At 66.3% G+C, this 13,567-nt stretch carries 10 protein-coding genes and 1 tRNA gene; 6 read left to right on the top strand and 5 right to left on the bottom strand.

From position 1 onward, the window contains the following. Positions 1-10 precede the first annotated feature (10 nt). The gene (locus VHO04_RS11585) at positions 11-565 is read left to right on the top strand and encodes an adenine phosphoribosyltransferase (RefSeq protein WP_329628431.1); all 555 of its coding nucleotides are present in this window, start codon (positions 11-13) and stop codon (positions 563-565) included. A 518-nt stretch (positions 566-1,083) separates the two neighbouring features. On the opposite strand, the gene VHO04_RS11590 is transcribed toward VHO04_RS11585, so the two are convergent. Continuing rightward, positions 1,084-1,860, bottom strand: coding sequence for a DUF1134 domain-containing protein (locus tag VHO04_RS11590; RefSeq protein ID WP_329628432.1), 777 nt, complete (start codon positions 1,858-1,860; stop codon positions 1,084-1,086). A gap of 239 nt (positions 1,861-2,099) precedes the next feature. Between VHO04_RS11590 and VHO04_RS11595 the strand changes: the two genes are divergently transcribed. Continuing rightward, positions 2,100-2,192: transfer RNA gene (locus VHO04_RS11595), tRNA-Ser, on the top strand. A gap of 56 nt (positions 2,193-2,248) precedes the next feature. Beyond that, a complete protein-coding gene (locus tag VHO04_RS11600; RefSeq protein ID WP_329628433.1) occupies positions 2,249-3,319 on the top strand; it encodes a nitronate monooxygenase in 1,071 nt (356 codons plus the stop codon). Positions 3,320-3,322: 3 nt separating this feature from the next. On the opposite strand, the gene VHO04_RS11605 is transcribed toward VHO04_RS11600, so the two are convergent. The 3 genes from VHO04_RS11605 to VHO04_RS11615 are packed head-to-tail and all read right to left on the bottom strand — an operon-like array spanning position 3,323 to position 8,713. Next, complete coding sequence (locus tag VHO04_RS11605; RefSeq protein ID WP_329628434.1) at positions 3,323-4,276, bottom strand: DUF4886 domain-containing protein; 954 nt, start codon at positions 4,274-4,276, stop codon at positions 3,323-3,325. Between the two features lie 2 nt (positions 4,277-4,278). Beyond that, positions 4,279-7,347: a TonB-dependent receptor plug domain-containing protein gene (locus VHO04_RS11610; RefSeq protein WP_329628435.1), complete on the bottom strand. Its 3,069-nt coding sequence runs from the start codon at positions 7,345-7,347 to the stop codon at positions 4,279-4,281. A gap of 19 nt (positions 7,348-7,366) precedes the next feature. After that, positions 7,367-8,713, bottom strand: coding sequence for a dicarboxylate/amino acid:cation symporter (locus VHO04_RS11615; RefSeq protein WP_414713109.1), 1,347 nt, complete (start codon positions 8,711-8,713; stop codon positions 7,367-7,369). Positions 8,714-8,903: 190 nt separating this feature from the next. Here VHO04_RS11615 and VHO04_RS11620 point away from each other — a divergent pair, with 190 nt between their 5' ends. The 3 genes from VHO04_RS11620 to VHO04_RS11630 all read left to right on the top strand — a co-directional run bounded on the left by VHO04_RS11620 (position 8,904) and on the right by VHO04_RS11630 (position 12,906). Then, the gene (locus tag VHO04_RS11620; RefSeq protein WP_329628436.1) at positions 8,904-10,658 is read left to right on the top strand and encodes a sensor histidine kinase; all 1,755 of its coding nucleotides are present in this window, start codon (positions 8,904-8,906) and stop codon (positions 10,656-10,658) included. Next, on the top strand, positions 10,655-11,992 hold the full coding sequence (locus VHO04_RS11625) for a sigma-54 dependent transcriptional regulator (protein WP_329628437.1): 1,338 nt from the start codon (positions 10,655-10,657) through the stop codon (positions 11,990-11,992). Before VHO04_RS11620 ends, VHO04_RS11625 begins: the two co-directional genes overlap by 4 nt. A gap of 293 nt (positions 11,993-12,285) precedes the next feature. Further along, on the top strand, positions 12,286-12,906 hold the full coding sequence (locus VHO04_RS11630; RefSeq protein ID WP_329628438.1) for a PilZ domain-containing protein: 621 nt from the start codon (positions 12,286-12,288) through the stop codon (positions 12,904-12,906). A 4-nt stretch (positions 12,907-12,910) separates the two neighbouring features. Here VHO04_RS11630 and VHO04_RS11635 read toward each other — a convergent pair whose 3' ends face one another. Beyond that, on the bottom strand, positions 12,911-13,552 hold the full coding sequence (locus VHO04_RS11635) for an FABP family protein (RefSeq protein ID WP_329628439.1): 642 nt from the start codon (positions 13,550-13,552) through the stop codon (positions 12,911-12,913). Positions 13,553-13,567: the final 15 nt, after the last annotated feature.

Raw genomic sequence — 13,567 nt, forward strand, 5'->3', positions numbered from 1 at the left:
GATTGTCACGATGATCGCCCTCCCGCCTCGGCCCGAGCTCGACCTTGCGTCGCTCGTGCGCACGATCCCGGACTTTCCGAAGCCGGGCATCCAGTTTCGCGACATCACCACCCTAATAGGCGAGGCGGCGGGCTTTTCCGAAAGCGTGCGCCGCCTTGCCGTGCGCGCGGCCGCCCATCGCCCCGATTATATCGTCGCGGTCGAAGCACGCGGCTTCCTGTTCGGCGCCGCAATGGCGACCGCGATGGGGATCGGGCTGGTCCCGGTCCGCAAGGCGGGCAAGCTGCCCGGCGTCACGATCGGCGTCGATTACGAACTCGAATATGGCGTCGATCGCCTCGAACTGCACGAGGGCGCGGTAACCGCGGGGCGTCGCGTGGTGCTCGTCGACGATTTGCTGGCGACGGGCGGGACCATCCTTGCCGCCGCGAAGCTGATGCAGAGCGTAGGTGCCGAGGTCGCGGCGGCGCTGTTCGTCATCGATCTGCCCGATCTTGGCGGGTCGCAGCGACTTGAAGCGGCAGGCCTTGCTTGCGAGACGTTGATTGCTTTCGATGGCGATTAGGGTGATGCCGGCTTTGGATTGAAGAACGAGTTGCCACCTCCAAAGTTCAGGAAAGTTCAGCCCAACGCGCGCGCCGGTTTGGAGCTTGCGGCGTGTTGGACGCGCGCAGCACGCCTCGATGTGGCCGCGTCCGGCAAGCCACGCTGCATCCGTCTTATCGACCAGTTGAAAGAGCCGGGTAAAGGCTGACACAGCCGCATAATGTAGGAAAGGCCTATTTGAAGGCGACGGCCGTTTTGGGGTGGGAAGCTGCCCCTGCCCACCTTCGTCATTCCCGCAAAAGCGGGAATGACGAAGGCAAGGGATGAAAGCTGTCGCTCCCGTGCCGCCTATAATCTCTCGTCATCCCGGACTTGATCCGGGATCCATTCACCCGGCACTGAGAGAATGGATCCCGGATCAAGTCCGGGATGACGATGCAAGTTAGGTCCGCTTCCGGTCGTTAGATGCCGCAGGCAAAGAAAAAGCCCGCGCCGAAGCGCGGGCTATGCTCGCCCCCTTGGCAAGCTCTCGGGGCCTTAGAAGGGCACCCAATTCTGCTTCTTGCGGATCTTCATATAGCCGACATTGACCCCCAGTCGCGCGCCGACGCCGACCCGGATCGGGATCAGCACGACGTCGCCGCGGCGCAGATAGCTCGCGTTGAAACCGCCGACGAGATAGGCTGCCCCTTCGCCCGCCGGATAGCGCTTGTAGATATCCTCGGTGTCGAAGAGATTGTAGACGAGGACGAAGGTGCTGCCCGCGTTGGCGCCCGCGTCGAAGCCGATCGACGGGCCGGTCCAGTAAACCGGCCGTTCGCCCTCGATCTTGTGGTGGAGCGTGCCCGAGCCATAGCGAACGCCGATGCCGAGCGCGCCGCCGGCCTCGCGCCCGACGATATAGGCGTTGGGCTCGCCCTGCTTCTTGAGGATGTCCTCGATCAGTCCGGCCAAGCCCTGCGCGCCCTTGCCGAACACGCCTTCGGCGGCGCCGATCAGGTCGTCCTTCTTGTAGGTCGAGCCATCGGAGGCGGCGGTCGTCGCGCCATCGGCGGCGGTGGTCGCGGCACCGGTGTCGGGCGCCGTCGAATATTGTTCGTCGCCGGTGGCAAGGTCGCTGTTCAGGGTCGGATCGGCGGGTGCCGGATCGTTCACCGAAGGCGCCGGAGTCACGGGCTGGGGGTTGTCGAGATCGGAATCGATCGCGGTGTTGGGGTCGACCGAGGTCATCTGGCCATTCGCCGCGACCGGCGCGAGCATCAGCCCGATCGATGCCAGGGTGGTGGCGGCAAAAGTGGCAAGCGTCTTACGCATATGTCCCCCAAATCGGTCGGCGCCTGATGCGCCGGACGGGTTAACCATGACTCCGACTGTGAATCGCGGGCAATGAACGGGCGATGACTTGAGTCGATTTTGCGTTGGACCGAATCCTTTTTGCCGTGAAGCCGTCAAAATAAGGTCGAAAGGGAGCAATGTTAGGCGTTGCGGGGCGCGAAGCGCATGGCTATAGCGACCCGCCTAAGCCAGCCTGCCGTTAGCGCGGCAGACCATGCGGAGACGTGGGTGAGTGGCTGAAACCAACGGTTTGCTAAACCGTCGTACTGGTAAATCCGGTACCGAGGGTTCGAATCCCTCCGTCTCCGCCACCTTTCCCAACACCTTTGCTTTTGAAGTCCGGCCAAAACGGTCATAGGGCTCGCCCATGGCCCGCCACGATCTCCTCTCGCTTCTCGGCATCGATCTGCCGATCGTCCAGGCACCGATGGCGGGGGTGTCGTCGCCCGACATGGCGGCGGCAGTCAGCGAGGCGGGGGCGTTGGGGTCGATCGGGGTCGGCGCGAGCGATGTCGATGGGGCGCGGGGGATGATCGCCGCGGTGCGCGCACGCACGGCGCGGCCGTTTCAGGTCAATCTGTTCTGCCACCGGCCCGCGATCGCCGATACCGGGCGCGAGCGCCGGTGGATCGAACGCTTCCGCCCGTTGTTCGCCGAATTCGATGCCGAACCGCCGGAGACCCTCGGTGAAATCTATCGCAGCTTCGTCGGCCATGACGCGATGCTGAAAATGCTGATCGACGAGCGCCCGGCGGTCGTCAGCTTCCACTTCGGTCTGCCCACGGCCGAAGCGATCGCGGCGTTGCGTGCCGCCGGGATCGTCCTGCTCGCCACCGCGACGAGCCTCGCCGAGGCAGAGGCCGTGACGGCGGCCGGAATCGACGCCATCGTCGCGCAGGGATGGGAGGCAGGCGGCCACCGAGGGATGTTCGACCCCGATGCGCGCGACGACCGGCTCGGGACAGTGGCGCTCACCCGCCTGCTCGCGCGGTCGCTCGACCGGCCGGTGATCGCGGCGGGCGGGATCATGGACGGCGCGGGCATCGCCGCCGCGCTCAGCCTTGGCGCCTCCGCCGCGCAGCTCGGCACCGCTTTCGTCGCCTGTGACGAGAGTTTGGCCGATGCCGCTTACCGCGCCGCGCTGCTCGGCGAGGCCGCGCGTCATACCGCGATGGTGTGCGCCGTTTCGGGCCGGCCCGCGCGTATCCTGTCCAATCGCTTCGCGGCGCAGGACGTCGCGATCGATCCGAACGAAATGCCGGCTTATCCGATCACTTATGATCTGGGCAAAGCGCTGCATGCCGCCGCCAAGGCGCGGGGCGAGCATGGGTATGGGGCGCAATGGGCGGGGCAGGGCGCGCCGCTGGCGCGCGCGATGTCGGCGGCCGATCTCGTCGCGGCGCTGGCGGCGGAGCTCGAAGCGGCGCGGCGCGCGTAGCGGTCAGCGCGCGGTTTTCAATCGCGCCAGTTCGTCGCGCGCGACCGTCTGCAACGCGGCCGCCTGCGCGTCCGACAGGCCGAGCGCATCGGCGCTCTTTTCGTGAGCGCCAAGGCCGGTCGGATCGATGCCGGTGATCGCGCCAAAGGTGACCAGCGCCGACAGATAATAGCCCGCAACGCTCGCGTGATAATGGTCGTAGGTCCAAAGATCGAGCTGGCCATAGGCGATGCCGTCATAGGGGTCGGGGTCGGCGACGCCGGTCGCCATCGCTCGGTTCCACGCCTCGCCCACGGGTAAGATGCCCCGGACGCCGGGGTTGGCGGCGCGGGCCTGTTCGGCGGCGGCGCGCAGGTCGTCGGCCATCGCGCTCACCGGCTTGCCGTACCAATGCCCCTTGGGCGTATAGGTCTGGTCGGCGCGCGTCCAGGTCGCGGCGAGCCGGATGTCGACCGCCGGATTGCGCTTTTCGAACAACGCAGCCATCCGGCCGACGTCGCGGACATAGGCCGCCGGATCGCCGGGCCGGGCGCGGTCGAGAACGCTATATTCCTGGAGGACGACGACGTCCCACGGCTTGTCGAACAGCGCGCGCCGCTCGTCATAATGAAAGCCGAGCGACTTGCCGCCCTGCGTCTCGAGGCTGACGGCGTAGTCTAGCCCCATCTGCTCGCAAAAGGCCTTGAACAGCGCCGGAACCCCGCCAAAGCCGGCGCCGTTGAGGTCGGTGACCGTGTCCGCGTGCCAGTTGCGCGCCGCCGAATGGGCGCCCTGGGTGAAGCTGTTGCCGATGAACAGGATCGTTCGCGGCGCCGCTTTTGGTGCAGGGGCTTGCGAGGCGGGGGAAGTCGCGCCGGCGGCGGTTGGCGCGGGCGCGCTCTCCTTTGCCGTGACCGCCGGCGCGACGGCGAGCCCGGCGCAGCCAATCAGGAGCCAGATACCGGACCCGTGTTTCATCGTCAGAACTCCGTGGTGATCGAGCTGTACCAATAGCGGCCATAGGGGCTGTAGAGCGACCCCAGATAGCCCTCCGACGACAGCGGTGGTTTCTTGTTGGCGATGTTGCGGACGCCGACGCGCCAGCGCATGTCGCCGCCGATCCCGTCCCGGTCGCGGATGCGGACCTGGGCATAGAGGTTCGCGGTAAGCTGCGACTTGACCCGCCACGGATTGCCGTCGGCATCGACGAAGCCGGTTTCATCGACCGCGCCGGTGTAGCGCGCGAAGGCGCCGAGCTGGAACTGGCCGAGCGACCAGGTCAGCGATGCCGAGCCGCGCCATTTCGGGCGGCCGTTGGCCTCGATCAGATCCTCGGTCTCGGGCAGCGGCGTTGCGGCGTTGATGTCGCCCGCCTCGCGCGCGGCGACGAGCATGTCGACCGCGTCGCCCGGCGCGCGGGAGAATTTGAGCAGCCGCGTCGCGTTCACAGCGAGGTTGAACTTGCCGATGCTCGTCTTCGGCGATTGCCAATAGAAAGCGAAATCGAGCCCGCGCACCGTCTGCGGCAACAGGTTGATGAACTGGTCGCGCACCGTCAGGATACGGCCGACCGGCGCGATGCCGGTTCCCGCAAAGGCCGCGACATCGTCGGCGTTGGCGGCGTCGCGGACGACGTTGGGATTCGACGATCCTTGCAGACGCAGCAGATAGTCGAGCGCGATCGCCGTGTCGTTGCCGAGGATGCCGACGATGCCCTTTTGCCGGATCGACCAATAGTCGACCGTGAAGGTCACCCGGCCGAGGTCGGCGGGGAGGAAGGTCGGTTCGAACACTGCGCCGAGATTGTAATTGGTGCTCTTTTCGGGCTTGAGGTCGGGGTTGCCCGACACGCGGCGCGAATAGCCGACATTGTTCCCGCAGGCGGTGAAGCTGTCGATCCGCCCGGCGCGCAGGTCGACCTCGCAGCGCAGGAAATCCTGGCTGGTCGCGAGGCGGGCATATTCGACCGCGTTGACCTGTTCGAGGTTCGGCGCGCGGAAGCCTTGCGAAAAGGAGCCGCGAAAGCGGAGACCGTCGAACACGTCCCACGCCGCGGCGATCTTCGGCCGCGCGACGCTGCCGAAATCGCTGTAATGCTCATAGCGGCCGGCGAGTTGGAGGTCGAAGCGCCGCATCAGCGGGATGTTCATATCCTCCGACACCAAAGGCACCGCCAGTTCGGCATAAGCGGCGGCGACGGTGCGCTTGCCATAGGTGTCGGGATTGTCGCTGACCGCGGCGGCATCGCTGATCGTGATCGCGCCCGACACCATGTCGACGAAGGGATCGGAGCCGTCGACCGCGGCGTCGCGGTCGTCGCGCTGGGTCTCGCGCCGGACTTCGACGCCGAACGCCACGCCGACATCGCCGCCGGGCAGCTTGAACAGGTCGGGGCGCGAGGCGCGGAAATCGCCCATCGTCAGCGTCGTCTTCGACCGGCGCTGAAGCTGGAAGCCGATCGCATCGAGCGCGACCTGCGAACTGGGCGTGCAGTCGCCATAGGTCGTCGCCGTCGCGCAGCCGCCGTTGAACGGATTATAGGCGTCGGGGGTCGACAGCGCGAGGCTCTGCTGCAGCGCCGAACTGCGCACCGCAAAGCTGCTGTCGTGCGCGCTCGCCTCCGAATAGGTGAAGGCGCTGTCCCATTTGAAACCGGCGGTCTCGCCCCGGATGCCGAGCAGCGCGCGAAGCTGCTCGCCGGTGACATGCACCGTCTGCGGTCCAGCATCGACATAGCGGTAGTTGGTGAGCAGCACCGGCAGCCCCTCGTCAGGGACGTTGGTCAGCCCCGGGATGCGGTTGGGGCTGCCGACAGGCCCGAAGGGATTGTAATAGTTGGTCGCCGGAATCCAGATCTGATTGAGGTTGATCACCGCCGGTTGGCCCCGCAGCGTATCCGAATAATAATAGCCGAATTCGCCGAACAGGGTCAGCGTGTCGGTCAGGTCGTAATGCCCGTTGGCGAAGCCGTTGTAGCGCTTGACGCGCGGCATGACGGTGGTGCCGATCGCGGTGTCGTAACGCAGGTTGCGGAACGTATTGTTCGTCGCGAGCGAGGTGTTCACCAGGCAGAGGTCGGGCGAAAGCTGATAGGTGCAGCCGCCGAAGCTCGGCGGGCGGACGGTGAAGGAGCCGGCCGCCGTCGTCATGTTGGTCGAGCCGAGGCGCGGCCGGCCGCCGGCGATCTGAACCTGCAGAGCGGGCCACGGGCCGCGCGTCGCGCGTCCGTCGGGCGTCGTCGAACCGGCGAAATCGGGATAGTCGGCGAACAGCGGACGGAGGTCGGCCGAGGCGGTGAAATCCTGATCCTCCGCGCGCAGGGCCGAGCGATCGGTAAATTCGAACGAGACGGTGATGTTACCGCGATCGAAGCTCTTGCCCGCCAGGATATTGCCCTGAAACTCGCGCAAATGGGTGCCCTCGGCGCCGCCATATTGCGCCTGTAGCCTGAGGCCGTCGTAATTGTCCTTGAGCACGGTGTTGACGACGCCCGCGACCGCGTCCGAGCCATAAAGCGCCGCGGCGCCGTCGAGCAGCACCTCGAACCGCTGGAGCCCGGTCGTCGGGATCGCGTTGGAATTATAGCTCAGCACCGGCACGGTGCCCGTGTCCGACAGTCCCTGACTGGCGGGATGGGTAACGATACGGCGACCGTTGAGCAGCACCAGCGTGTTGCCGACGCCGAGCGAGCGGAGATTGACCGAACCGACGTCGCCGCGCGCCGCATTGCTCGTCTGCGCATTGTTGCCGGGGTTGAAGCTGACGTCGCCCATCTGCGGAATGCTGCGGATCAGTTCGTCGCCGCTGACCACGCCGGCGGCGTCGATCCGGTCCTGATCAAAGACCACCACCGGCAGCGCCTCGGTGACGCGCGCGCCCTCGATCCGCGTGCCGACGACGACGATGTCGGAGCTGTCGCCGCCCTGGCTCTCGCCATCGGCCGCGTCGTCCTGCGCGGTGGGTGCGTTATCCTGCGCCCGGGCGGGAGCACCAGCGAACAGGCAGATCGCCGTGCTCGCGAGCAGCAATGCCGATGTGGAACCCCTCATTATCCTTCTCCCTTTGCTTTCAATCCATGTCCTGTTCGACGGGCGGCGCGGCCAGCGGAGACGGTGCGCCGCCGTCCAGCGCCAGTCGCAGCCGATCGCGATCGAGCGCATTGTCCCAGCGGGCGACGACCACCGTCGCGACCGCGTTGCCGATGAAATTGGTGAGGCTGCGGCATTCCGACATGAAGCGGTCGATGCCGAGGATCAGCGCCATGCCCGCGACCGGAACCGACGGCACGATCGACAGCGTCGCGGCCAGCGTGACGAAGCCCGCGCCGGTGACGCCCGCCGCGCCCTTTGAGCTGATCATCGCGACGAGCAGCAGCGCGACCTGCTGGCCGAGCGACAGGTCGACGTTGCAAGCCTGCGCGATGAACAGCGCGGCGAGCGTCATATAGATGTTGGTGCCGTCGAGGTTGAAGCTGTAGCCCGTCGGTACCACCAGCCCGACGACCGACTTCGCGCAGCCGGCGCGCTCCATCTTTTCCATCAGGCTGGGCAGCGCGCTTTCGGATGAGGAGGTGCCGAGCACGAGCAGCAGCTCGGCGCGCAGATAGCGGATCAGCTTGAAGATCGAAAAGCCCGCGAGCCGCGCCGCGATGCCGAGCACGACCACCACGAAAATCGCCGACGTGAGGTAGAAGGTCGCGAGCAGTCCGGCGAGGTTCGCGAGAGATCCGACGCCATATTTGCCGATGGTGAAAGCCATCGCGCCGAACGCCCCGACCGGCGCAGCGCGCATCAGGATCGCGACGAGCCGGAAGATGACGAGCCCGACGCGCTCGAACAGATCGCGCACCGGCGCGGCGGGTTCGCCGACCATCGACAGCGAAATCCCGAACAGGATCGATACCAGCAAAACCTGGAGCAGCGAATCCCCGGTGAGCGCCGAGACGAGCGTCGTCGGGATCGCCGACATCACGAAATCGACCAGTCCGCTGTGCTTCGCCTTCTCGACATAGCCGGTCACCGCGCCGGCATCGAGCGTCGCCGGGTCGATGTTCATGCCCGCACCCGGCTGCACCGTGTTGGCGACGATCAGGCCGACGATCAGCGCCAGCGTCGAGAAAAAGAGGAAATAGGCGAAGGCCTTGCCCGCGACGCGGCCGACCGAACGCAATTCGGTCATCCCCGCGATGCCGGTAACGAGGGTGATGAAGATCACCGGGGCGATGATCATCTTGACGAGCTTGATGAAGCCGTCGCCGAGCGGCCGCAGCGCCTCGCCCGTCGCGGGCCAGAGATGGCCGATGATCACGCCCAGAAGAATGGCGGCGAGCACCTGGACATAGAGGTGGCGGTAAAGCGGTGTCGCTCCCGCCGGCGCCCGTCCGGTCTCGTCGATTATGATGGCTGCCACGTACATCCTCCCGAGCACGGCCTTTCGCCGTTGCTTCCCTAAAATTATGGCCGGCCCCATCGCCGGTCCACGAACTTCGCATTATCCGAAAAACGGCAGAAAATAAGGCCATTGCGGAGAGGACGGCAATATTCCCCAATTTCAAACGTGCGAATTTCCGCTTATCATGAACTAATATGTGCGATAATCCGCACATATGACGACTCCGGTCATCCTCGATGATTCGCACGCGCCGGGTGCTGGGCGGCGCCTGATCTGGGCGGCCCTGCTCGCCTTGCTGCTGCTGGCGATGATCGCGGTCGCCGCCTTCGGCTGGGCGGCGGGCCATGCGCGCGTCGCATCCGACGCCGCCGCCGAGCAGCAGGCGCGAAGCGCGTCGCGCCGCCTGGCGGGCGAGCTTCAGAAATTCCGCCTGCTTCCGCTGGTGCTCACCGAATATCCCGACGTCCGCACCGTGCTGGGCAGCGGCGATGCCGGGGCGGCGCGGCGGATGAACGACAAGCTCGAACTGCTCGCCGACCGCACCGACGCCGCGGTCATCTATCTGATCGCGCGCGATGGCCGGACGATCGCCGCGAGCAACTGGCGCCGCCCGCAAAGCTTCGTCGGACAGAACTACGGCTTTCGCCCCTATTTTCGTGACGCCATGGCGAAGGGCAGCGCCGAGCTGTTCGCGCTCGGCACCGTCAGTGGCCGGCCCGGCCTGTTCATCGCCCGCCGCGTCGAGGAAGGCGGCCGGGCGCTCGGCGTGATCGTCGTCAAGGTCGAGTTCGGCGGCCTCGAAGCCGAATGGGCGCGCCAGCCGCTCGCAACCTTCGTCACCGACGATCATGGCGTCATCATCATCACCAGCCGCCCCGACTGGCGCTTTCATACCCTCGCGCCGATCGACGAGCGGACGCGCGCGGCGATTCGTGCGGTGCTGCAATTCGGCGATCTGCCGCTCACGCCGCTCCCTCTCGCGAAAGACGGAGCGACTTGGGCGAACGGCGACGCGCGCTACCGCGAAGCGGCGGTTCCGGTGCCGATGGCGGGCGCGCGGCTGCACGCCTTCCAGCCGCTGGCGCCGGCCGAGGCGAGCGCCAATGCGACCGCGCGCACCGCGATTCTGATCGCCTTCATCCTGCTCGCCGCGCTGCTGACCTGGGTGTTCCGCTCGCGCGAGAAGCAGCGGTTGCAGGAGGAAGCACGCCACATGCTGGAGATCGAGGTTGCGGCGCGCACCGCCGACCTGGTCGAGGCGAACCGGCGGTTCCGCGCCGCGCGCGAGGAATTGTCGCAGGCCAGCCGCCTCGGCACGATCGGGCAGATCACCGCGGGTGTCGCGCACGAAATCAACCAGCCGGTCGCGGCGATCCGGGGTTTTGCCGAAAATGCGGGCACGTTTCTCGATCGCGGCGATCCGGGCAAGGCGCGCGACAATATCGGCACGATCGTCGCGCTGACCGAGCGGATCGCCGCGATCATCGCCGAACTGCGCAGCTTCGCGCGGCGCAGCACGCCCGCGCTCGGCCCGGTCGAGATTGTACGGGTGATCGACGGCGCGCTGCTGCTCGTCGGCGATCGTATCCGCGAACATGGCGTCACGGTCGAGCGCGTCGGCGAGGTGCCGGGAATGCGCTGCATCGCCGACCGCGTGCGACTCGAACAGATTCTCGTCAATCTGCTCCAGAATGCCCTCGACGCGCTGACTGGCCGCCCCGATCCGCGCATCCGTATCGAAACGCGAGAGCAGGGCGATATCGCGATCACCGTCGCCGACAACGGGCCGGGGATTGCGCCCGACGTTGCCGACAATCTCTTCACGCCCTTCGTCACCGGAAAGGCTGATGGGCTCGGGCTCGGGCTGGGCATTGCGCGGGATATCGCGCGCGAATTCGGCGGCACGCTCGACAGCGTCGCCTCACCGCTGGGCGGTGCGGCCTTTCGGCTGGAGGTTCGCCGCGCATGAGCGAATTCGTGACTCGCCAGCAGGTCATTTTCGTCGACGACGACGACGCCCTGCGCGCGGCGACGGTGCAGTCGCTGGAACTCGCCGATATCGAGGTCCGGGCCTTCGCCGATGCCGAGACGGCACTCGCGGCGATCGACGATGCGTTCAGCGGCGCGGTGGTCACCGATATCCGTATGCCGCGCCTCGACGGGCTCGAATTCTTTGCGCGCATCCGGGCGATCGATCCCGAAATCCCCGTCATCCTGATCACCGGGCACGCGGACGTGCCGATGGCGATCGGGGCGCTGAAGGGCGGGGCGTTCGACTTTCTCGCCAAGCCCTATGCGACCGATCACCTGATCGCCGCCGTTCGCAAGGCGCTCACCTCGCGGCGCCTGATTCTCGACAATCGGATGCTGCGCGCCGCCGCCGAAACCAGCGTCGACAGCCCGCTGATCGGCGACAGCCCGGTCATGGCGCAGCTTCGCGCGACGATCGTCCAGATCGCGCGCGCCGACATCGACGTGCTCGTCGAAGGCGAGACGGGCACGGGCAAGGAGCTTGCGGCGCTGCTCCTCCATCGCAAGGGGCCGCGCTCGGGCCGCCCGTTCGTCGCAGTCGATTGCGGCGCGCTTCCCGAAGGGCTGGCCGAGGTCGAGCTGTTCGGCCACGACCGCGGCGCCCCCGGCTATGGCCCGATCGCGCGCGAGGGACGGATCGAGCAGAGCCATCGCGGCACTTTGTTCCTCGACGGCATCGACAATATGCCGCTCGCGATCCAGTCGATGCTGCTTCGCGTCGTCGAGGAACGCAAGATCCGGCCGATCGGCGCGAGCGAGCCGCGCGGGGTCGATCTGCGCATCATCGCATCGTCGCGCCGCGACCTGCAGGAGGCGGTGCGCGCCGGCGAGTTTCGCGAAGATCTTTTCTACCGCATCAACGTCGTGCGGCTGCGGATGCCGCCGCTTCGCGAGCGCAAGACCGACATCCCGCAACTCTTCGCGTCGTTCGTCGAGGAAGCGACCGGCCGCATGGGCGCGCGGGATTTCACCCTGGGCGATGCGGCGCGCCGCCACCTGATCGAACATGACTGGCCGGGCAATGTCCGCGAGCTTCGCAATTTCGCCTATAGCGAGGTGCTGGGACTGGATACGCCGGCCCTGGGCGAGGGTGAGGTGCCACCGGCGCTGCCCGAGCGGGTGGCGCAGTTCGAGGCGCACGCCATTCGCGACGCGCTGGCGAGCGCGGGCGGCGATATCGCGGCGACGCTGGCGTTCCTCCGCATCCCGCGCAAGACGCTCTATGACAAGATCGCGCGCCACGGCATCGATCCGAAAATCTATCGCGGCTGAGGTCGTTTCGGGCTCGGCCGATCCGCCCCGGCGCTTTTCGACGGGCCGCGACCGTGATCGCTTAATGCTGCCACTATGGTGCCGTTAAATTCTGCAAATTGGGGATTTTATTCATAATCGCCCGCCATGATTGTTCGAGCGAAGGCCAGTTCGTTGAATTTATGTTAACTGCGATTTCTAGTGCCATTGAATATTATACGGAATTTCGCTAATATTCGGCACCGGCATCGAGATGTTTTGAGTATCGTATGACATATTCTCCTTCTTCCGGTGCTGCTTTCAACGAGGATGGCATGAAGAAACCGCTCCTCTCCAACGCGACGCCCGAGCCGCTATCGCCCGGCGAAACCGATCGCCGCGGCGCCGACCGCTATCGCACCGTGTGGCGCATCGCGAAGGTCACGCGCGATGGCGACGTCGGCCTGTGGCGCGTGCGCAACATGTCCGACAATGGCATGATGCTTGCCGCCGATGTGCCGATCACGGTCGGCGAACAGCTCGAAATCGCGCTTTCGGATGCGGTGACCGTGCGCGGCAAGGTGGTGTGGTCCGAAGGCGGCCGTTGCGGCGTCGCGTTCGACGAGGAGGTCGACGTCGCCGACGTGCTCAAGCAGCTCGCCGCCGAACAGCGAGCGAGCGGCTATCGCCAGCCGCGGCTTCCCGTCCACAGCAGCGCGCAGGTAGTGACCGACGAAGGCACGAGCGAGATCGAACTCGTCGACCTGTCGCAGAGCGGCGCGGGTTTCATCCACGACGGCCATCTGGAGGTCGGCAAGGAACTCGATCTCGTCCTCGCGAGCGGCATCCGCCGCAAGGCGATCGTGCGCTGGTCGCGCGGGACGCGCGGCGGTCTGTGGCTGACCCAGCCGCTCGACCGCGCCGACCTCGAAAGCATCCGCCGCTTTCAGAACTGACCGTTCAGGCCGCGCCCTTCACGATCCTGGCCCAGGGGTTGAGATCGGGTTCGGCAATCTTGCTCAGCCGGTTGTGATCGCGGTGCCGGAACAGCCCCTGATCCTTCACCATCAGCATCGTGTCGGAGACATAGCTCCACGACCCGTCGTCGTGGAAGTCGACGGTCAGTTCATAGCTGTCGGTGCGAAAGGCCTGTTCGAGGAAGGTGGTCGAGCAGATGCCATATTCGGTTTGCCCACGTGTCGCCTTGACGATCAACTGCTTCGCATCGGGCTTGGCGTGCCCCGCCGCGATCGCGATCTGGCCGCGCGGGATGGCGAGCGTCTGGATGATCAGCCCCGTTGCGACCTCATGGAGCCAATAGCCGACCTGATCGTGGAAGGCGATGTCCTCCTCGGGCGTGTTGATATGGACGTGGTAGCGCAGGCCATAGAAAAGCTGCGGACCGTTCGCCTGCGGGTCGATCGGATGCATCTCGATCCGTTCGTAATATTTGCGCGTCTCGGGGCCATCGGCCTTGGGATTCACGTCAACGCCGCGCGTCCCTTCCCAGACGCCCGCGAGCCGCCGCAGCGGGCCGAGATTGGCGAGCGTATCGGGATCGACGTCCTCGGGCTCGGTGAAGATGTCCTTGGGTATGTCCATGCTGCCCCCTTGGGT

The sequence above is a fragment of the Sphingopyxis sp. genome (genome assembly GCF_036261875.1).
Classification (GTDB): domain Bacteria; phylum Pseudomonadota; class Alphaproteobacteria; order Sphingomonadales; family Sphingomonadaceae; genus Sphingopyxis.

What these genes read in the sequence shown, in the direction of transcription:
- VHO04_RS11620 (WP_329628436.1), top strand. Translation starts at nt 8,904, where the DNA reads ATGACGACTCCGGTCATCCTCGATGATTCGCACGCGCCGGGTGCTGGG.
- VHO04_RS11610 (WP_329628435.1), bottom strand. Translation starts at nt 7,347, where the DNA reads ATGAGGGGTTCCACATCGGCATTGCTGCTCGCGAGCACGGCGATCTGC.
- VHO04_RS11630 (WP_329628438.1), top strand. Translation starts at nt 12,286, where the DNA reads ATGAAGAAACCGCTCCTCTCCAACGCGACGCCCGAGCCGCTATCGCCC.
- VHO04_RS11635 (WP_329628439.1), bottom strand. Translation starts at nt 13,552, where the DNA reads ATGGACATACCCAAGGACATCTTCACCGAGCCCGAGGACGTCGATCCC.
- VHO04_RS11585 (WP_329628431.1), top strand. Translation starts at nt 11, where the DNA reads ATGATCGCCCTCCCGCCTCGGCCCGAGCTCGACCTTGCGTCGCTCGTG.
- VHO04_RS11600 (WP_329628433.1), top strand. Translation starts at nt 2,249, where the DNA reads ATGGCCCGCCACGATCTCCTCTCGCTTCTCGGCATCGATCTGCCGATC.
- VHO04_RS11590 (WP_329628432.1), bottom strand. Translation starts at nt 1,860, where the DNA reads ATGCGTAAGACGCTTGCCACTTTTGCCGCCACCACCCTGGCATCGATC.
- VHO04_RS11625 (WP_329628437.1), top strand. Translation starts at nt 10,655, where the DNA reads ATGAGCGAATTCGTGACTCGCCAGCAGGTCATTTTCGTCGACGACGAC.
- VHO04_RS11615 (WP_414713109.1), bottom strand. Translation starts at nt 8,713, where the DNA reads ATGTACGTGGCAGCCATCATAATCGACGAGACCGGACGGGCGCCGGCG.
- VHO04_RS11605 (WP_329628434.1), bottom strand. Translation starts at nt 4,276, where the DNA reads ATGAAACACGGGTCCGGTATCTGGCTCCTGATTGGCTGCGCCGGGCTC.